This window comes from Methylobacterium sp. 1A, assembly GCF_058072805.1.
On record NZ_JBYQVE010000001.1, the window covers coordinates 516,626 to 533,913 of the forward strand.

At 72.6% G+C, this 17,288-nt stretch carries 20 protein-coding genes; 5 read left to right on the plus strand and 15 right to left on the minus strand.

Features of this window, described 5'->3' with window-relative positions:
* Positions 1 to 5: 5 nt before the first annotated feature.
* On the minus strand, positions 6 to 722 hold the full coding sequence (locus tag ACX9MN_RS02520; RefSeq protein WP_100252177.1) for a GNAT family N-acetyltransferase: 717 nt from the start codon (positions 720 to 722) through the stop codon (positions 6 to 8).
* Positions 719 to 1,345: an FMN-binding negative transcriptional regulator gene (locus ACX9MN_RS02525; RefSeq protein WP_100252178.1), complete on the minus strand. Its 627-nt coding sequence runs from the start codon at positions 1,343 to 1,345 to the stop codon at positions 719 to 721. Before ACX9MN_RS02525 ends, ACX9MN_RS02520 begins: the two co-directional genes overlap by 4 nt.
* A 98-nt stretch (positions 1,346 to 1,443) precedes the next feature.
* Between ACX9MN_RS02525 and pdxR the strand changes: the two genes are divergently transcribed.
* Positions 1,444 to 2,949, plus strand: coding sequence for a MocR-like pyridoxine biosynthesis transcription factor PdxR (gene pdxR / locus ACX9MN_RS02530; protein ID WP_100252179.1), 1,506 nt, complete (start codon positions 1,444 to 1,446; stop codon positions 2,947 to 2,949).
* Here the strand turns inward: pdxR and ACX9MN_RS02535 are convergent.
* The 9 genes from ACX9MN_RS02535 to ACX9MN_RS02575 all read right to left on the minus strand — a co-directional run bounded on the left by ACX9MN_RS02535 (position 2,921) and on the right by ACX9MN_RS02575 (position 12,134).
* A complete protein-coding gene (locus ACX9MN_RS02535) occupies positions 2,921 to 4,195 on the minus strand; it encodes a hypothetical protein (RefSeq protein ID WP_100252180.1) in 1,275 nt (424 codons plus the stop codon). The two genes, pdxR and ACX9MN_RS02535, sit on opposite strands and share 29 nt — an antisense overlap.
* 88 nt (positions 4,196 to 4,283) lie before the next feature.
* Positions 4,284 to 5,309, minus strand: a complete 1,026-nt coding sequence (locus tag ACX9MN_RS02540) for an ABC transporter ATP-binding protein (protein ID WP_091679999.1) — start codon at positions 5,307 to 5,309, stop codon at positions 4,284 to 4,286.
* An 8-nt stretch (positions 5,310 to 5,317) separates the two neighbouring features.
* Positions 5,318 to 6,373, minus strand: a complete 1,056-nt coding sequence (locus tag ACX9MN_RS02545) for an ABC transporter ATP-binding protein (RefSeq protein WP_100252181.1) — start codon at positions 6,371 to 6,373, stop codon at positions 5,318 to 5,320.
* On the minus strand, positions 6,370 to 7,305 hold the full coding sequence (locus ACX9MN_RS02550; RefSeq protein WP_091680005.1) for an ABC transporter permease: 936 nt from the start codon (positions 7,303 to 7,305) through the stop codon (positions 6,370 to 6,372). The genes ACX9MN_RS02545 and ACX9MN_RS02550 overlap by 4 nt, the downstream gene beginning before the upstream one ends.
* 14 nt (positions 7,306 to 7,319) lie before the next feature.
* The gene (locus tag ACX9MN_RS02555) at positions 7,320 to 8,273 is read right to left on the minus strand and encodes an ABC transporter permease (RefSeq protein ID WP_056522601.1); all 954 of its coding nucleotides are present in this window, start codon (positions 8,271 to 8,273) and stop codon (positions 7,320 to 7,322) included.
* 159 nt (positions 8,274 to 8,432) lie between these two features.
* Complete coding sequence (locus ACX9MN_RS02560; protein WP_091680008.1) at positions 8,433 to 10,055, minus strand: ABC transporter substrate-binding protein; 1,623 nt, start codon at positions 10,053 to 10,055, stop codon at positions 8,433 to 8,435.
* 107 nt (positions 10,056 to 10,162) lie between these two features.
* Positions 10,163 to 10,546 carry an oxalurate catabolism protein HpxZ gene (hpxZ, locus tag ACX9MN_RS02565; protein ID WP_091680011.1) on the minus strand — a complete coding sequence of 128 codons (384 nt, stop codon included), beginning with the start codon at positions 10,544 to 10,546 and terminating at the stop codon, positions 10,163 to 10,165.
* Positions 10,543 to 11,943 (minus strand): AtzE family amidohydrolase, encoded by a 1,401-nt coding sequence (locus ACX9MN_RS02570; RefSeq protein WP_100252182.1) that lies wholly within the window; start codon positions 11,941 to 11,943, stop codon positions 10,543 to 10,545. Before ACX9MN_RS02570 ends, hpxZ begins: the two co-directional genes overlap by 4 nt.
* Positions 11,940 to 12,134 carry a DUF4089 domain-containing protein gene (locus tag ACX9MN_RS02575; RefSeq protein WP_020093454.1) on the minus strand — a complete coding sequence of 65 codons (195 nt, stop codon included), beginning with the start codon at positions 12,132 to 12,134 and terminating at the stop codon, positions 11,940 to 11,942. Before ACX9MN_RS02575 ends, ACX9MN_RS02570 begins: the two co-directional genes overlap by 4 nt.
* A gap of 767 nt (positions 12,135 to 12,901) precedes the next feature.
* Here ACX9MN_RS02575 and ACX9MN_RS02580 point away from each other — a divergent pair.
* The 3 genes from ACX9MN_RS02580 to ACX9MN_RS02590 all read left to right on the plus strand — a co-directional run bounded on the left by ACX9MN_RS02580 (position 12,902) and on the right by ACX9MN_RS02590 (position 14,151).
* A complete protein-coding gene (locus tag ACX9MN_RS02580) occupies positions 12,902 to 13,282 on the plus strand; it encodes a DUF6481 family protein (RefSeq protein ID WP_020093455.1) in 381 nt (126 codons plus the stop codon).
* Between the two features lie 171 nt (positions 13,283 to 13,453).
* Positions 13,454 to 13,759 (plus strand): hypothetical protein, encoded by a 306-nt coding sequence (locus ACX9MN_RS02585; protein WP_100252183.1) that lies wholly within the window; start codon positions 13,454 to 13,456, stop codon positions 13,757 to 13,759.
* A gap of 104 nt (positions 13,760 to 13,863) precedes the next feature.
* On the plus strand, positions 13,864 to 14,151 hold the full coding sequence (locus ACX9MN_RS02590) for a hypothetical protein (protein ID WP_100252184.1): 288 nt from the start codon (positions 13,864 to 13,866) through the stop codon (positions 14,149 to 14,151).
* A 15-nt stretch (positions 14,152 to 14,166) separates the two neighbouring features.
* Here the strand turns inward: ACX9MN_RS02590 and ACX9MN_RS02595 are convergent, their stop codons facing one another.
* The 4 genes from ACX9MN_RS02595 to ACX9MN_RS02610 form a co-directional block, all read right to left on the minus strand.
* Positions 14,167 to 14,373 (minus strand): hypothetical protein, encoded by a 207-nt coding sequence (locus ACX9MN_RS02595; protein WP_091680024.1) that lies wholly within the window; start codon positions 14,371 to 14,373, stop codon positions 14,167 to 14,169.
* A 189-nt stretch (positions 14,374 to 14,562) separates the two neighbouring features.
* A complete protein-coding gene (locus ACX9MN_RS02600) occupies positions 14,563 to 15,228 on the minus strand; it encodes an HAD family hydrolase (protein ID WP_100252185.1) in 666 nt (221 codons plus the stop codon).
* A 154-nt stretch (positions 15,229 to 15,382) separates the two neighbouring features.
* A complete protein-coding gene (locus ACX9MN_RS02605; RefSeq protein ID WP_100252186.1) occupies positions 15,383 to 15,820 on the minus strand; it encodes a DUF2934 domain-containing protein in 438 nt (145 codons plus the stop codon).
* A gap of 109 nt (positions 15,821 to 15,929) precedes the next feature.
* Positions 15,930 to 16,397 (minus strand): atp-dependent helicase, encoded by a 468-nt coding sequence (locus ACX9MN_RS02610; protein ID WP_091680183.1) that lies wholly within the window; start codon positions 16,395 to 16,397, stop codon positions 15,930 to 15,932.
* Between the two features lie 190 nt (positions 16,398 to 16,587).
* Here ACX9MN_RS02610 and ACX9MN_RS02615 point away from each other — a divergent pair, with 190 nt between their 5' ends.
* A complete protein-coding gene (locus tag ACX9MN_RS02615) occupies positions 16,588 to 17,154 on the plus strand; it encodes a NifU family protein (protein ID WP_020093462.1) in 567 nt (188 codons plus the stop codon).
* Positions 17,155 to 17,288 lie beyond the last annotated feature (134 nt).

A 17,288-nucleotide genomic window follows, 5' to 3' on the forward strand; every position in this document is an offset into this window, starting at 1 on the left:
CCGGCTCAGCCCGCGGCGGCGCGCAGGTCCGCGAGCCCGCGCCGCTGGCGACCCGCCCCGTCGAAGTTCGACGGGTCCAGCCACGCCGCGAAGCCGGCGCGGGCTCGCGGCCACTCGGTATCGGTGATGGAGAACCACGCCGTGTCGCGGGAGCGGCCCTTCACCACCACGGCGTTGCGGAAGATGCCCTCGAAGGTGAAGCCGAGCCGCAGCGCCGCCGCCCGGGACGGGGCGTTGAGGCTGTCGCATTTCCACTCGTAGCGCCGGTAGCCGAGCTCGTCGAAGGCCCGGGCCATCATCAGCGCCATGGCCTCCGTGGCGGCGGGCGCCCGCTGCAGCCGGGGGCCGAAGTGGAGGTGGCCGACCTCGATCACGCCGTTGGCGGGATCGATCCGGAGATACGAGGCGATCCCGAGGGCGTCGCCGCTCTCGGGATCCAGGATCGCGTGGAACAGCGGGTCCTCGCTCGTCTGCTGCCGCGCGAGGCGCGCCCGGTAGGCCTCCGCGCTCTCCGGCATCTCGTCGCCGAGATAGGTCCAGCCGCGCGTGTCGGGGGCGGCCCTGTAGGTGGCGTAGAGTGCGTCCGCGTGCGCCGCGGCGTCGAGCGGTACGAGCCGGCAGAAGCGGCCCTCCAGGGGCGTGCGCGGCGGCCGCGGGCGCGGGCTCCAGTCCGGCAGCGCCGGGCCGACGGGCTGGCCGAAGCCGTTGAGGCGCGCGCTCACAGCCCGCTCCGCTCGGCGACCAGGCCGGCGAGACCCGCCTCGCCCTCGGCGCGCAGCCCCGCGATGACCCCGTGCCGGTCGGCCTCCGGCCTGTTCTGGCTCATCTTCCACTTCCCCTCGATCCGCATGATCGGAATCTCGATGCCGATGATGCCCCGAACCTGCGCGGCGACGAACGGCGCCGGCGCGTCCGCGACCGCCCACGGCTCGGCCCGGGACGCCTCGCGCAGGGCGGTGAGGTCGGCGATCTGGCGCCCGAGCCAGTCCGTATCCTCGATCATCCGCGGCCGGCCCCAGGCATGGACGGTGGCGTAGTTCCAGGTCGGGACCACCCGGCCGTGCTCGCGCTTGCTCGCGTACCAGCTCGGCGTGACGTAGCCCTGCGGCCCCTGGAACACGATCAGGCACTCCTCTGCCGCGGAGAGATCCTGACCCTGCGGGTTGGCGCGGGCGAGATGCGCCCGCAGCACCCCGTGGGGACCGTCGTCGTCCAGGAGGAACGGGATCGGATTGGCGGTCAGGCCACCCGCGCCGGCGGTCACCAGCAGGCCGAGGGGGTTGGCGCGGATCAGCGCGTGCTGCGCGGCGCGTGAATCGTCCCGGAAATGGGGCGGCTGGTACATGGGCCTGTCCTGCGGCGATCTTGCGGATCCGGGCTTGACCGTTCGGCGGTCCAGGCGAAAGGTCCAATTCTCGCACCGCGACTGGACCAGTTTGCCGCATGGCCCGGGCTCCCCTGCCCCTGACGCTCACCCTCGACACCGCGGCCGCGGCGCCGCTGCACGCGCAGCTCCGGGAGGGCCTGCGCGCGGCGATCCTCGAGCGCCGGCTGCCGCGCGGGGCCCGGCTCCCGGCCTCGCGGGTCCTGGCCGCCGACCTCGGCTGCGCGCGCGGGACCGTCGTCCTGGCGCTGGAGCAGCTGACCGCGGAGGGCTACCTGACGGCGCGGCCGGGCTCCGCGACGCGCGTCGCCGCGACCCTGCCGGACGACGCGCTGCCCGCGCCCGGCCCCCTCCGCCGCCCGGGTGACGAGCCGGCCCCGACCCTGTCCCGTCGGGGCACCCGCCTCGTGTCCGCTTCGAGTCGGCGCTACATGGCGGGTCCGGGCGTGCCCGACGCCTTCGCGCTGGGCCGGCCGGCGCAGGACGCTTTCCCCTTCGAGGTCTGGGGTCGCCTGCTCCAGGCCGAGTGGCGCCACGGCCCGACCGAGCGGCCGGACCCGCGCGGCTCGCCGGCCCTGCGCGGCGCCATCGCCGCCTACCTGGCGCAGGCGCGCGGCGTCGCCTGCGAGGCCGACGACGTCATCGTCACCGCGGGTATCCGACAGAGCCTGCGCCTGCTCGCCGAGCTGCTCCTCGATCCCGGCGAGACCGCCCTGGTGGAGGAGCCCGGCTTCCCGGGCATCGCGCAGGCCCTCGCCGGCGCCGGCCTGAACCCCATCCCCGTCCCGGTCGGACCCGGGGGCCTGTCGGTGGCCCTGGCCGCCGCGGGGGCGCCCGGCGCGCGGCTCGCGGTGGTGACGCCGGCCCACCATTACCCCCTCGGGCACGCCATGAGCCTGGAGAACCGCCTCGACCTGCTGGCCTGGGCCGAGGCGGTCTCGGGCTGGATCGTGGAGGACGATTACGACGGCGCCTACCGCTACGCCGGACGCCCGCTCGCGCCGTTGCGCGCCCTCGATCGCGGCGGCCGGGTGATCTACGTCGGCAGCTTCTCGAAGCTGCTGCTGCCCGCCCTCGGCCTGAGCTACCTCGTGCTGCCCCGCGGCCTCGTCGCGCCGGTCAATCAGGCGCTGGCCGAGACGGGCCCCGCCCCGTCCGGGATCGGCCAGTGGGCGCTGGCGCGCTTCATCGAGGACGGCCACCTCGCCGGCCATCTGCGCCGGACCCGCCGCCTCTACGCCCTGCGCCAGGAGGCGCTGATCGAGGCCGCGCGCCGCCACGCCGGGGACGTCGCGGCGATCGCCGCGATGGAGGGTGGGATGCACGTTATCGCCCGGCCGGGGCCGGCTTGGCGCCCGGCCCTCACCGACGTGGCCGCCGCGGCGGCGCTCGGCCGCGCGGGGATCTCGGCGGTCGCGCTCTCGGCCTACCACGCCGGCCCGGCGGAGCCGGGCCTGCTCCTCGGCTACGCCGCCGTGCCCGAGCGGGCGATCGAGCCGGCGGTGCGGCGCATGGCGGAAGTCCTGCGGGCGGCGGTCAGTGGAGGATCGCGCCCGTCTCCATGAACCGGTTCAGCCGCTCGATCAGCGGCGCGACCATCACCCGCTCGTACTGCGGCAGCAATCCACGCCGCGCGTGGGCCACGTTGGCCTCGGCCTGCTCGCGGGCGAGGCGGTGCCAGCGCGCCCGGTCGTCCCGGCACGCGGCCCAGGCGCGCTCGATCGACCGGAACACGAGCGGCAGCCGCTCGGCCGGGTCGGACACGAGGTCGTAGTGGTGGTCAATCAGGCCGCCGAAGGTCTCGAAGCCCAGCTCGGACAGCCGCGCGACGGCGCGCGGCGCGCCCACCGTCACGAAGGGCAGGCCCGTCGCCGCTGCCTTGATCGCCTTCTCGGTGATCCGCTCGACGCCCGGCTCGAAGAAGTCGGTCTCCGAGATGACGGTCAGGTCGCACGCCGCGTAGGCCTGGGTGTCGAGGGTCATGACCATGTCGGTGCCCTGATCGGCATCGATCCGCCGCGCCCGGCGCGGGATCCAGCTGCCGACATCGGCGAGCAGCGGCCCGAAGGCCGCCTCGATCTCCGGCGGCGCGTGGAAGACGTTGATGCCGCCCGCCTTCGGGTTGTCCTCGCCGATGCCGTGGAAGGAGATCAGCCCGTCGCGGTCCAGCCCGCTGAGCTGGAACCAGCGGTAGAGCAGCACCCGGTGCCAGCGCAGGGCCGCGTTCTGGCAGAGGAACCGGGCCGGGCCGGCGGCGCGGGCGAAGGGCGCGTAGCCGGTGCGGTCGAGGGGGTGCTGTGGGAAGAGCCGCGGACCCTCGGCGTCGTCCAGCCAGAGGGCGACCTGGAGCGGGAAGAACTCGAAGGTCCAGAACCGCAGGCCCTCGCCGTAGAGGCGCTCGTAGTCGAGCCGCAGCAGCCGGTTCTGCGTGACCAGGATCACCCGCTCGCGCGGGATCCCGCGGTCTTCGAGGTTCCGGTGCAGCGCTTCGAAGGTCGGCGCGTGCAGGCCCGGCCCCTCGTTCGAGAGGTCGAGGAGCAGCGCGGCGCGCCCGGCGCGGAGGTTCTCGGCGTCCCCCGGTTCGAGGAGGTCGAGGCGCCCGTTCGCCTCCGGGAAGCCCAGGCGCACGAAATCGAGGACCGGCAGGCAGAGGACGTGGTTCGCCGGGCCGGGTTGGGCGGTGACGGTGACCCGCTTGCCCAGCCAGCCGAGGGCCGCCGGCAGGAAGTGCCCGGCCTCGCCCCGCGGGACGAGCAGGATCTCGGACGGGACTGGCCCGGATAGGACTGGCCCGGATAGGACTTGGCTCATCGTGACGCCCGCGCGGCCGGTTCGGACGCGGTCCGCCGCCGCGGGACCGCGCCGAGCCGGATAAAGCCTCGGCGCGGGTGCGTCGAGGTCAGGCCGGGACCGGCTCGGCGGCGCGCACCGGGGTCGGGCCGGCCCGGTAGGCCGCCGAGGCCTCCTCGGTCCGCCAGCAGGCGACGCGGTGGCCGGGGGCGATCTCGACGACCGGCGGCATCTCCCGGCGGCAGCTTTCCTCGGCCAGGAAGCAGCGCGGCGCGAACGGGCAGCCCGGCGGGCGGTTGGCGAGGTCGGGCGGGCTGCCCGGAATGGTCTGGAGCCGGGAGCCCTTGGCGAGCGCCCCCTCCGCGCGGCTGCGCAGCAGGCCGATCGTGTAGGGGTGGTGCGGGTTCAGGACCACCTGATGCGCCGTGCCGGTCTCGACGATCTTGCCCGCGTACATCACGGCGATCCGGTCGGCGACCTCGACCGCCGCGCCGAGATCGTGGGTGACGATCACGATCGACAGGCCGAGGTCGCGCTGCAGCTCGCGGAGCAGCAGCAGGACCTGGATCTGCACCGTGGCGTCGAGCGCCGTGGTCGGCTCGTCGGCGAGCAGGACTTGCGGCCGGCAGGCCAGCGCCAGCGCGATCATGGCCCGCTGGCGCATGCCCCCCGACATCTCGTGCGGGTAGTTGTCGAGCCGCCGCTCCGGGCTCGGGATCCGCACCCGCTCGAACAGGGCGAGCGCCCGCTTCCGCGCCGCGTCCTTGGAGATCGTCTCGTGGCGCAGGATCGCCTCGGTGATCTGCCGGCCGACCGTGTAGACCGGGTCGAAGGCGAGCAGCGGCTCCTGGAAGATCATCGAGACGTCGCCGCCGCGGAAATCGGCGAGCTGGCGCCGGGTCAGCGCCTGCACGTCCTTGCCGGCGGCCCGGATGCCGCCCTCGATCCGGCTGCGCCCCTCCGGGAACAGCCGCAGGATCGCCCGCAGGGTCACGCTCTTGCCGGAGCCGGATTCGCCGATGAGCGCCAGCGCCTGCCCGCGCTCCAGGCTCAGGTCGACGCCGTCGACGACCTGCACCTTGCCGAAGGCGACGCGCAGGTTCTCCAGGGCGACCGCGGGTTCTGAACCGGACATCGGGGTGCTCATGCTGCCAGCGCGCCCGCAAGCGCCGCGGAGTGGCCGGAACCCGGCTGGCGGGCGAGGCAGGCGACGCGGTGCAGCGGCCGGATCGTGTCGAGGGGCGGCTCCGTCCGGCCGCAGACGTCCTCCGCCAGGGCGCAGCGCGGGTGGAAGCGACAGCCCGACGGCGGGTCGATCGGGTTCGGCGGGTCGCCCGCGAGCAGCGCCGCCTGAGTGCGGTTGTCGGGATCGAGCGACGGCATCGAGGCGAGCAGCGCCTCGGTGTAGGGGTGCGCCGGCGCGTCGAGCACCGTGTCGGACGGGCCGATCTCGGAGACCCGGCCGAGATACATCACCATCACCCGGTCGGAGATGAAGCGCACGACGTTCAGGTCGTGGCTGATGAAGATGTAGGTCAGGCCGAACTCGGCCTTGAGGTCGAGGAGAAGGTTCAGGACCTGCGCCTCGACCGACTTGTCGAGCGCCGAGACCGCCTCGTCGAGGAGCACCAGCCGCGGCTCCAGGGCGAGCGAGCGGGCGATGTTCACCCGCTGGCGCTGGCCGCCGGAGATCTCGTGCGGGTAGCGGCCGGCGAAGCGCTTCGGCTCCAGCCCGACCCGGGCGAGCAGCCCGCGGGCGCGCTCCACCGCCTCGCGGGCGGGCACGCCGTTGACCTTCGGGCCGAAGGCGATCGACTGCTCGACGGTCATGCGCGGGTTGAGGGACGCGTAGCTGTCCTGGAACACCATCTGGGCCTGGCGGCGGTAGGACCGCCAGGGCATGGCGCGCTCGCCGACCGGCTGGCCGTCGTACAGCATCGTGCCGGCATCGCGCTCGATCAGGCCCATGAGCAGCTTGGCGGTCGTCGACTTCCCGCAGCCGGACTCACCGACGATGCCGAGCGTCTCGCCCTTCAGGACGTCGAAATCGACGCCGTCGACCGCGCGGACGACCTGCTTCTTGCCCCCGGCCTTGCGGACCGGGAAGTGCTTGACGAGGCCCGAGACCGACAGGAGCGGCTGGGCGGGTCCGCCGCGGTCGCGGGCGAACGGGTCGGGGGCGTCCGGGATGACGCTCACTGGCGAATCTCCATGGCGGACCGGAGGCCGTCCGAGAACAGGTTGAAGGCGATCGAGACGACGAAGATGCAGACGCCCGGGAGGGCGGCCACGACCGGGTTCACGTAGATCGCCGTGCGCAGGGTGTTGAGCATCAGGCCCCATTCGGGCTCGGGCGGGCGCACGCCGAGGCCGAGGAACGACAGGCCGGAGGCTAGGATCATCGAGACCGAGATCAGGCTGGTCGCGTAGACGAAGATCGGCCCGACGACGTTGCCGAGCACCTGCACGCGCATGATCGTCAGGGCCGAGGCGCCTGACAGCTTGGCGGCGTCGATGTAGTCGCGCTTGCGGATGCCCGTGGTGACGCTCTCGGCGACGCGGGCGATCTGGGGCACGAACACGCAGGTCAGCGACACGATCGAGTTGAAGATGCCGGCGCCGAGTGCCCCGGACAGCGCGATCGCCAGCAGCACCGACGGGAAGGCGAAGAAGACGTCGATGGTGCGCATCAGGATCGTGTTGGTCCAGCCGCCGACGTAGCCGGCGAGGATCCCGATCGCGGAGCCGATCACGAAGGCGATCAGCACCGGCGTGACGCCGATGAACAGCGACAGCCGCGAGCCCAGCATCAGCCGGCTGATCATGTCGCGGCCGAGCTCGTCGGATCCGAGCCAGTAGGTGGCGTCGCCGACGTGCCTGAGGCGGCGCAGCATGGAGCCCTTGTAGGGGTCCATCGGGGTGATCCAGGGCGAGAGGATCGCGATCAGCACGACGATCAGGATCACGGCGCCCGCGCCCATGGCGACGGGGTCGCGCACGAGCCGGTGGCCGACATGGCCCCAGAAGCCCCGCGACGGGGCGAAGGCGGCCTCGGGCCCGTGGGTCACGTCCTCGGCGGCGAGGACGCCGCCGTCGAGGGCCACGGAGGCCGCGGTGACGGGAACGGTCATCGTCGGGCTCCGGCTCAAGCGCGCTCGATGCGCGGGTCGAGGGCGGTCTGCATCACGTCCACCAGCAGGTTGAGGAGCACGAAGAACATCGCCAGCACGAGGATCGAGCCCTGGAGCAGGGGCAGGTCGCGCTGGAAGATCGCGGCGTTGAGAAGGAAGCCGGTGCCCGGCCACGCGAACACGGTCTCGACCAGGATCGAGCCGCCGAGCAGGTAGCCGAGCTGCAGGCCCATGATGGCGAGCGCGGTCGGGGCGGCGTTGCGCACGACGTGGCGGAACACGCCGCGCTCGTCCATGCCCTTGGCGCGCAGGGCCTCGACGAAGTCCTGGGACAGGATGTCGGCCACCAGCGCCCGGACCGTGCGGGCGATGATGCCCATCGGGATCACCGACATCGTGATGGCCGGCAGGATCAGGTAGCGCAGGTGCTCGAAGTCGGGCCGCCAGTTGCCGGAGCCGTCGGGCCCGGCCCCGGTGGGCGGCAGCCAGCCGAGATTGGCCGAGAACACGATCACCAGGACCATGCCGAGCCAGTAGTGCGGCACGCTCACGCCGAAGACCGACACGGCCGAGGCGGCCCGGTCGGCCAGGGAGTTGCGGTGATAGCCCGCCACGAAGCCGAACAGGGTGCCGAAGGTGAAGCCGATCACGGTCGCCACCGAGGCCAGGATCAGCGAGTTCACCACGGCGCGGCTGACCTCGCCGAGCACCGGCCGGCCGGTGGCGATCGAGGTTCCGAGATCGCCGTGCAGCACGTGCCACAGCCAGATCAGGTACTGGACCGGCAGCGGCTTATCGAAGCCGTAGGCGGCCCGCATCTCGTCGATGGTGGCCTGGGTGGCGTCGGCGGGCAGGACCGCGCTCAGGGGATCGCCCGGCGCGAGGTGGACGAGGAGGAAGCAGACGACGCTGACCCCGAACGCCACGGGCGTCACGTAGACCAGACGTTTGAGGATGTAGAGCAGCATTCAAGGGCCTGTTGTCTACTCAGCCGAGACTATTCCCCTCCCCTTGTGGGGAGGGGTCAGGGGTGGGGGTGGTTCAGGAGGCACCGCAACGCCCTATCCTGCACCACCCCCACCTCCGGCTCCTCCCCACAAGGGGGAGGAGAGAGGCGCCCCGTTACGCTACCGCCCCGCGGTCGCCATCGTAATCTTCGAGAAGTCCTGGAACCAGTTCTGCGCCTGGACGAAGCCCTTCACCTTGGGGCTCATCGCGCGCGGATTGACGTCGTGCGTGATCATGATGAACAGCGCGTCGTCGACGTACTTCTCGTGGACCTTCTCCAGGACTTTCGTCTGCTCGGCCTTGTCGAAGGTGTTGCGGACCTGATCGAACAGCTTGTCCATCGCCGGATCGCAGTAATAGCCCCAGTTCGTGCCGTTCGGCGGGGCGAAGTTGCACTGCAGGTGGCGGATGAAGCCGGTGAAGGGGTCCTGGATGAAGTACGAGTAGTTGATCGCCGAGACGCCGCGGGAGATGTCGGCCTTGGCCCCGGCCCGCCAGATGTTGATCAGCGTGTTCCACTCCACGACCTCGTAATCGACCTGGATGCCCACGTCGGCGAGGTTCTGCTGGACGAACTCGTTCATCGGCAGCGGCTGCATCTGGCCCGAGCCCGAGGCCGAGATCGCGACCTTGAGCTTCAGGGGCTTGGCCGCGCTGTAGCCCGCCTCGGCCAGCAGCTTCTTGGCGGCCTCCGGGTCGTACTTGATGTCGAAGGTCGGGTGGCCGAACCACTGGTGGCCGGGCGGCATGAAGCCCTTGGCGGGGATCGCGAGGCCGCCGAGCAGCTCCTTCAGGCCCTCGCGGTCGATGGCGAGGTTCGCGGCCTTGCGGACGCGGATGTCGTTCCAGGGCGAGCCCTCGACCCGCGACAGGTGCCACGTCCAGTTATGCGGGTAGGCGTTGGTGACGATGGTGAAGCCGGCGCTCTTCAGCGAGGCCACGGAATCCGGCGCGGGCGCCTCGATCCAGTCCACCTGTCCGGAGCGGAGGGCGGCGGTCCGGGCGTTGGCCTCCGGCAGCGGGATCAGCACGAGCTTGTCGAGCTTCGGCACGCGGTCCTTGTCCCAGTACTCTTTGAACGGGACCATCTCGGCCCGCTCGCGCGGGGCGAACAGGGTCAGCTTCCACGGGCCGGTGCCCGAGGGCTGCTTGGCGAAGGCGTCCCAGGACTTGCCGAGCTTCTCCCACTGGGCCGGCGACGACATCATGATCCAGGCGATCTGGTAGGGCAGCGTCGCGTCGGGGGCCTTGGTGGTGATCTCGACGGTCAGCGGGTCGACCACCCGGTAGCTCGCGACCGCCGGGATGCGGGTCTTGCCCTGCGCGGACTGGCGCGGGTCGTATTGCGGCGCGTCGGCCTTCAGGAGCTTGTCGAGGTTCCAGACCACCGCGTCGGCGGTGAAGTCCGAGCCGTCGTGGAATTTCACGCCCGGCCGGAGCTTGAAGGTCCACTTGGTCTTGTCGGTGGCGTCGACGCCCCAGCTGGTGGCGAGCCCCGGCACGAGGTCGGAGGCCAGCTCGGCGCTCGACAGGTCCCAGTTGATGAGGCCGTCATAGACCGTGTAGCCCATGAACCGCATGCCCTCGCCGCCGTTGTCGGTCTGGCCGGTGGTCAGCGGGATGTCGGAGGCGGTCATGCCGATCCGCAGCGTCCCCTGCGCGAGGGCAGCGGTGCTCGCGGAGAGCGCCAGGGCACCGGCCAGCGCCGCACGGGCGCCGAGTTTTCTCAGACGGGACAGCATCTTGGGTCGGGTACTCGCGTTGGTCCGCGCCAGACGGCGCGGAATACGCTCGACCGTATGCAAGCCCGCGGCCACACGCCCCCGCCGGGGCGCGGGCCGCTCCGCGGCTAGTCCGCATCGATCAGGCTCACGTGGGCTGCGACCACCCGCCAGCCCTCCGGGAAGCGCGCCCAGGTCTGGCTCTGGCGACCGATCTTCCCCGGTGCGCTGGCGCGCGTGAACAGCGTCATCGCGGTGGCGAAGTCGCGCCCGTAGGTGGTGATCTGCGTCCGCGCCAGGGTCCGCTCCAGGCCCACCGGGGAGCGGGCCCGGCGGAAGGCGCGGATCGCGTCCATGCCGTAGAGGTTCTCGCCGATCCCGTAGCGGATGGTCAGCGGATCGTCCCGGAACAGCGCCTCCAGGGTCGGGACGTCGTTGGTGGTGAGCGCCGTCTCGTAGGCCCGGAACGCGGCCTCGACCTCGGCCTTCACGGCGGGATCGTCGATGATCATCGGGCAAGCTCCGCGATGGGCGCCGTGCTGACGCCGGTCCGTTCGAGATAGCGCGCCGCGCGCAGGACGAGATCCTCGCGCCAGGGCGCGGCGATGATCTGGACGCCGAGCGGCAGACCGGCGTCGAGCCGGACCGGCGCCGCCACGACCGGGAGGCCGATGAAGCTGACCGGCTGCGTGAACACGCCGATATTGGCGCGCACCGGCAGCGTCACGCCGTCGAGGACGAAGTGGGTCTGGCCGCCCCTCGGCGCGCGGCAGGGCGTGGCCGGGGCCAGGATCACGTCGACGGTCTCGAACAGCTCCAGTACCCGCGCCCGGTACCAGCGGCGGAACCGCTGCGCCCGCTCCACGTGGGGCGCCGGGATCATCGCCCCGGCGATCAGCCGGTCGCGCACCGCCGGGTCGAAATCCTGCGGCCGGGTGCGGAGACGGTCGAGGTGGAGCGTGGCGCCCTCCGCGGCGGTGATCAGGTAGGCGGCCGCGCGAGCGCGGTGGGCCTCCGGCAGCTCGACGGTGCGCCGCGCGCCGAGCGCCTCGGCGGCGCGCGCCACCGCCGCGAAGGCTTCCGGATCGCCGTTGCGGGCGAAATGGCCGCCGGCCACCGCGACGCGCAGGCCGTCGATCCCCGCCTCGAGCCGCGGCAGGACCGGTTCCGCCGGGCGGAGCGTCGCCACCGGATCGTCCGGATCGGGGCCCTGCATGGCGTCGTAGGCGAGCGCGAGGTCGGTCACGCTCCGGGCCATCGGCCCGAGGTGGTCGAGGCTGCCTACGAAGGGGAAGCTCCCCGCGCGGGTCAGCCGGCCGTAGGTCGGCTTGAGGCCGTAGCAGCCGCAGAACGCGGCGGGGACGCGGATCGAGCCGTTCGTGTCCGAGCCCAGCGTGAGCGGCACCATCCTGGCGGCGATGGCCGCGCCCGAGCCGCCCGACGAGCCGCCGGTCATGTGATCCAGGGCGTGCGGGTTGTGGGCGTCGCCGTCGTGGATGTTCTCGCCGGTGAAGTCGTAGGCGTACTCGCCCATGTTGAGGGCGCCGACGAGGATCGCCCCCGCGGCCTCCAGGCGTCGGACCAGGGCGCCGTCCCGCTCCGCCGGCGGCCGCTCCCGGTTGATCTTCGATCCGGCGCGGGTCGGCAGGCCGTCGATGTCGATCAGGTTCTTCACCGCGAACGGCACGCCGGCCAGCGGGCCCGGCGACGCCCCCTCGCGGCGCGCCGCGTCCTGCGCGTCGGCCCGGGCCAGGGCACGGGCGGACAGCACGTCGGTGAAGGCGCCGACCCGGTCGTCGAGGCGCCCGATCCGGTCGAGCGCCGCCGTGACGGCCTGCCGCGCGGTGGTCCGGCCATCGGCGATCGCTGCGGCGATCGCCGTTGCCGTCGAGGGATCGCTCGCGCTCACGCTTCGAACCTCGGGGCCGCGTCGATCTCGTCGGCGAGCGGGAAAGCCTCCACCAGCTCGGCCGCCGCGGCCAGGACGCGCAGATTCGCGGTCACCGGGGCGATCCACGCGGGGTCGAGGGTGAGGCCGAGGAGGGCCGCCGCGGCCGCGGCGTAGCTCTCGGGATCGTACGGGGGGCGGGTCTCGGACATGGAACTCCTCAGGCCGTTCGCGCGGGACGCGATCGATCGCGGCAAGCAGGCCCTGTGCCGCGAGCCCGCGCGCAGTGCCGCGAACCGGCGCGCCCGCGTGCCTAGATCATAGGCAGGCAGGGACGTGCTGGCGATGGATTCGATGCGCTCCGATCCGCGTGCACAAGAATTAGGCGGCGGTGGGAGGGCCGTTTCTGGGCACGCCCGCGCGCCGGAGCGGAATCGCGACCCCTCGCGGGATCGAAGGTCCGGCAACGAATTCGCTGTCGATTTTGCAGGTCTGCTTTGTGATGGAAGTATAGGTCCGTCCAGCGGACAGCTGCGCGACGGGCGCCGGGCGAACACGAATCTTGTCTTCGCCCGGCGCGCGACCCATCTAGGACTGGCAGGCAAGTCCAGGGGATGGATGCGCGCCCACCTGTCGAGCACCGAAGCCCTTGCCGGCTGCCGGCCTGAGGTATTTCCGCACCGCGGCTCGAAACTCTTACAGAGTGGGCCGGGATTGTCGCTGGACCGGCCGCCTGCGCAGGTCTCGCCGATTGCATCTCGCGTGAAGCTCTGATTAAGGGCTCTGCGATCTTCGAACAATGGTCCGACCCGAGCGTTCAGACGCAGGCCGAACGCTCGGGTCGGACCATCGGTACAGCCGGTGGATCGGTGCGGTTCCGGGGCGCGGGGATGGCGTCGGAACCTGCAGACTCCGTACGTGCCCGGCCCCGCCGGATGTCCCCGCGACACGCGAGACGTACCCAACTGAGAAAGGTCAGATGAGCGCATTCGACTACAGGAATTTCGACGACCGTCGCCAGAACTCGCAGAACGCGAAGGCCGCCCTGCTGGCCAAGTTCAAGGCGCGCCCCCCGTCCGACGACCCCGAGGTGATCGCCAAGGCGAAGGCCCGCGCCGAGGTTGCCAAGGCCCGCGAGGAGCGCTCCCGCGAGCGCGAGGCCGCCCGGATCGCCGCCGAGCGGAAGGCCGCCGAGGAGAAGCGTCAGCGGGAGGAGGCGGAACTCGCCGCCCAGATCGCCCGCGAGGCCGCCGAGCTGGCCGCCGCGCAGGAGCGCAAGTCGGCCGACCTGGCCGCCAAGAAGGCCCAGCGCGACGCGCGCTACGCGGCCCGCAAGGCGAAGGTCAAGACCAAGCGCTGAGCGCAGGCCGTCGGCTCACCCGAGCTTCGGACGCCCACGACGCCCGCCCCCAAGGCGGGCGTCGTCGCGTTCGGGGGAGCGTGTCCGCACGCGGCAACCAACGCGCGCGGCAACGCGTTGAGGGCGGCCGAACCGCGACGCGCCCGTCCGGCGCGGGCAGCCGAGGCCGCGATGCTTTCCCGATCCCGACAGGTTCTCCCCGCGGTCCTCGTCCTCGCCGCCCTGTCCGCCGCCGTCGCGCCCCGGACGGCCCGCGCGCAGGGGGAGGACTCGGTGATGGCCTGCGAGACGCTGATCGCCGCCCGGCGGATCGACGCGTCCTCGGGCAGCGGTGGCCCCGTCCCCACGGAGGCCGGCTGTCGGCGGATCCCGCGCAGCGCGATCGGCACCGTGGAGCAGCGGGCCCTGATCGGCGGGGCGCCCTACGAGTGCCTGACCGTCGCGGGCGGGGGGGCGTGCCGTTGGATCGTGCCCTGACGCGAAGGCTGTCGATTATTGCCGGAGCCCGCACTCTGACCAAGCTTCACGGGTGATCGAGACGCTCTATCTGTGTCTCGAGCGAGTGAGGTCCGAACGTCAGTATGCCGAGTACCCTGGCAAGCACGCGCGTATCGATCGTGGCAGCGACCTGGATCGTCTCGGCCCTGGCCGGCGGGGCCGCCCGGGCGGAGCCGCCGATCCGGAGCCCGGAGGACGCGGCCTGCCGCAACGACGCCCGCGCGAAGGTGTTCTCGGCGCCCAACCCGCAGGGTCTCGAACTCGAGGAGATCGGGCGCCGGATCTACTTCGCCTGCATGGACCGCGTCGCGAAGGCGGCCGCACCGGCGGCGAAGCGGGGTGGCCGGCGCCATCGGCACCGGCGGCATTGACCCGCGACGCGGGGGTCAGGCGTCGAGCGGCGCGCCGATCCGGGCGCGGAGCCGCAGCCGCAGGGCCTCGTTACCGCCTTCGGCATCGAGGGCGGCCATCAGGCGGAGCAGCTGGCTGAGCGGGGTCGACCGGCTCTCGACCGCGTCGGCGATCTGCTCCGGCAGCGACTTGGCGACCGGTACGAAGCGCGGTGCCGGGCCGGCCTGGTGAGTCTGGGGCATGCGAGGCGCTCGTCCTTCGAAGGAGTCCAGATTGGCGGGCGGGTCGCTACGCCTTTCGATCGACGGGCACCAGTCCTTTTCGCGTGAATACGTAGCCGGCATCGCTCCGCGTCACCGCGCTGCAACAGCGTGGCGGGAATGTGTGGACGACGCCGGACCCGCCGCGGAATCCGCTTGCCGGGCCGGCGCTCAGCCGCCCGCCAGCGGCGACTCCGCGAATCGGTCGAGCAGATTCTCGGGGTCCCGGTAGATCGCCGCGCAGCCGGCCGCCCTCAGGTCCGCCTCCGGAAAGCCGCCGCAGAGGAGGCCGACGGTGCGCAGGGCCGCCTTCGCGGCGGCTTCGGCGTCGTAGGGGGTGTCGCCGACGACGATGATCGCGTCGGGCGGGACGCCGTCGAGCTTCGCCAGGGCGGCCTCGAAGATGTCGGGGTGCGGCTTGGACCGGTCCGCGTCGTCCGAGCTCGTGGCGACGTCGACGAGGTCGCCGATCTCCAGGATCTCGGTGTAGTGCTCGACCTCGGAGCGCTTGCCCGACGAGGCGAGCGCGATCTTCAGCCCGGCGGAGCGGATGTGCTCGAACAGCGGCCGGACACCCGGGAACGGCCGGACCTCGGACAGGTAGCGCCGTTTGAACAGGTCGGAGCGGTAGGCCTCGATGGTCTCGCCCTCCCGCGCGATCCGCTCCTCCGACAGGAAGACCGGCATCAGCTCGTCGCCGCCCTTGCCGATCTGCCGGCGGACTTCGGCGAAGCCGGTTTCCACGCCGAAATGCGCGAAGGCCTCCACCCAGGCGCGGGCATGCAGGTCGACGCTGTCGAGCAGCGTCCCGTCGATGTCGAAGATCACCGCGCGCATCGCAGCCCCGTCGCGGAGCCCTGCGCCCGCATCAGGCCGGACAACCTGCCGGCGCCCGGCCTGTTCCGCGCCGGGCCCACGAACGACGGAAGCCCGCCCCTGCGCGAGGGGCGGGCTCCGGGAAAGGCCGGGGTGGCGCCGCGGCGCCGACCCTTCAGTGCATCGAGGCCGGGGTCCGGGCAGGCTTCGCCTTGGCGGCGAGGCCGGCGGTCACCGCGGCCTTGGAGGCGCGGGCGGGCTTCGGGGCCGCCGGCTTCGCGGCGGCCTTCACGGCCGCGGGCTTGGCAGCGGCGGTCTTCGACGCGGCGGGCTTGGCAGCGGCGGGCTTGGCAATGGCGGTCTTGGTGGCAGCGGTCTTGGCGACCGGCTTGGCGACCGGCTTGGCGGCGGTCTTCACCGGCGCGGCCTTCGCGGCGGCCTCGACGAGCTTGGCGGCCTCGACCGTCTCGGACGCGGCGGCCGCGAGCATCGCGTTCGCGCGCAGCTCGGACTCGGCGCGGATCCAGTGGGCCGCAGCGTGCCCGTGAATCCGGCCCTCGTTCTCCCAGATGTAGTAGGCGCACTCGCGCACGTGGTGCTCGCTGATCAGCATGCGGTCGATCTCCTGTCCGTCCCGGGGACGACGATGGGAGAGCCGGGTTAAGCGTCGGTTAACCCTGCCGCCGGCGACCGGTCGCGGTGCGCGCGCGCTTCGGGCCGCCCTACTGGGCGATCCCCAGCACCCGCCGCGCCTCGGTCAGCAGCACGGCGTGCCGGGCCGCGCCAGGACCCTGATCCGGCGCCTCGCGGCCGGCCCGGGCGATCAGGTCCTGGAAGCGCCGCCGGTCGAGGGCGCGGTGCCCGATGCTGGCGAGGACCGCGCCCAGGACGGTCCGGACCGCCTCGGTGCGCTCGTCGGCCATCGCGGCGGCTTCGGACGCGGCCGCGTTCGCCTGCGCGTCCACCTGCGTCTCGGCCCGCGCGGTCGTGGCCGCCTCCGCGCGGGTCTGCGCCTCCGCGAGCGCCGCGGCGAGGCGCTGCCCCTCCTGCCAGGCCTGGTCGTGCTGATGCGTGCGCAGCGCGAGCAGCACCTTGAGCGAGGCCGCTTCCGCGCGCGCCGCGTCCAGCTTGGCTTGGGCCTCGCGCAGATCCTTCAGCAAGTCCTGCGCGAGGGTCTGGTCCGCGGTCATGTCCACTGCCGGCTCCTCTGGCGTTCGACGGCGTTCGTCCTGTCGCGCCGTCGGCCGAATGTCCACTCTCGCGCGCCGGCGGGACCGGACGACAGGTTGAGAAAATCCGATCGCCGGTCCACATGGGAGGCGGCGCCTCGCGGCGCCTGTCCCGGCCGGCCTTGAACCGGCGCAGCGGAGTATCGCCACCATGTTCATCCAGACCGAAGCCACGCCGAACCCGGCCACCCTGAAGTTCCTGCCCGGCCGCGTCGTGCTGGCGGAATCGACCTTCGAGGCGCGGGACGCCGAGGCCGCCGCCCGCTCGCCCCTGGCCGCGGCGCTGTTCACCGTCCCGGGCGTGGCGGGCGTCTATTTCGGCCACGATTTCATCTCGGTGACCAAGGCCGAGGACGGCTCGGACTGGGCGCAGGTCAAGCCGGCGGTGCTCGGCGCGATCATGGAGCACTTTCAGTCCGGCGCGCCCGTGATGGCCGAGGGCGGCCACGGCGAGATCGAGCCGGGCGACGAGTTCTACGACGAGGCGGACCACGACACCGTCGTGACCATCAAGGACCTGCTCGAGACCCGGGTGCGCCCGGCGGTGGCGGGCGACGGCGGCGACATCACCTTCCGCGGCTACAAGGAGGGCGTGGTCTATCTGGAGATGAAGGGGGCCTGCTCGGGCTGCCCGTCCTCCACGGCGACCCTGCGGCACGGCGTGCAGAACCTGTTCCGGCACTTCCTGCCGGAGATCCGCGAGGTCCAGGCGATCTGAGGATTCGCGCCCGCGCCGCGGTGCGGGCGGCACGCCGGAGGGCCGGAACGGCCCTCGGCTGCCCCCCGGCTCCCGCCTTCGCGGCGGAGCCGGGGGCCGGTGCGCCGGACCCGTCCGAGGCCGCGGGCGCGCAC

Bases quoted from the DNA above. Each gene is read 5' to 3' on its own strand.
- ACX9MN_RS02525 (WP_100252178.1), bottom strand. From the start codon at position 1,345: ATGTACCAGCCGCCCCATTTCCGGGACGATTCACGCGCCGCGCAGCAC.
- pdxR (WP_100252179.1), top strand. From the start codon at position 1,444: ATGGCCCGGGCTCCCCTGCCCCTGACGCTCACCCTCGACACCGCGGCC.
- ACX9MN_RS02535 (WP_100252180.1), bottom strand. From the start codon at position 4,195: ATGAGCCAAGTCCTATCCGGGCCAGTCCTATCCGGGCCAGTCCCGTCC.
- ACX9MN_RS02540 (WP_091679999.1), bottom strand. From the start codon at position 5,309: ATGTCCGGTTCAGAACCCGCGGTCGCCCTGGAGAACCTGCGCGTCGCC.
- ACX9MN_RS02550 (WP_091680005.1), bottom strand. From the start codon at position 7,305: ATGACCGTTCCCGTCACCGCGGCCTCCGTGGCCCTCGACGGCGGCGTC.
- ACX9MN_RS02555 (WP_056522601.1), bottom strand. From the start codon at position 8,273: ATGCTGCTCTACATCCTCAAACGTCTGGTCTACGTGACGCCCGTGGCG.
- ACX9MN_RS02560 (WP_091680008.1), bottom strand. From the start codon at position 10,055: ATGCTGTCCCGTCTGAGAAAACTCGGCGCCCGTGCGGCGCTGGCCGGT.
- hpxZ (WP_091680011.1), bottom strand. From the start codon at position 10,546: ATGATCATCGACGATCCCGCCGTGAAGGCCGAGGTCGAGGCCGCGTTC.
- ACX9MN_RS02575 (WP_020093454.1), bottom strand. From the start codon at position 12,134: ATGTCCGAGACCCGCCCCCCGTACGATCCCGAGAGCTACGCCGCGGCC.
- ACX9MN_RS02580 (WP_020093455.1), top strand. From the start codon at position 12,902: ATGAGCGCATTCGACTACAGGAATTTCGACGACCGTCGCCAGAACTCG.
- ACX9MN_RS02585 (WP_100252183.1), top strand. From the start codon at position 13,454: ATGCTTTCCCGATCCCGACAGGTTCTCCCCGCGGTCCTCGTCCTCGCC.
- ACX9MN_RS02590 (WP_100252184.1), top strand. From the start codon at position 13,864: ATGCCGAGTACCCTGGCAAGCACGCGCGTATCGATCGTGGCAGCGACC.
- ACX9MN_RS02595 (WP_091680024.1), bottom strand. From the start codon at position 14,373: ATGCCCCAGACTCACCAGGCCGGCCCGGCACCGCGCTTCGTACCGGTC.
- ACX9MN_RS02600 (WP_100252185.1), bottom strand. From the start codon at position 15,228: ATGCGCGCGGTGATCTTCGACATCGACGGGACGCTGCTCGACAGCGTC.
- ACX9MN_RS02605 (WP_100252186.1), bottom strand. From the start codon at position 15,820: ATGCTGATCAGCGAGCACCACGTGCGCGAGTGCGCCTACTACATCTGG.
- ACX9MN_RS02610 (WP_091680183.1), bottom strand. From the start codon at position 16,397: ATGACCGCGGACCAGACCCTCGCGCAGGACTTGCTGAAGGATCTGCGC.
- ACX9MN_RS02615 (WP_020093462.1), top strand. From the start codon at position 16,588: ATGTTCATCCAGACCGAAGCCACGCCGAACCCGGCCACCCTGAAGTTC.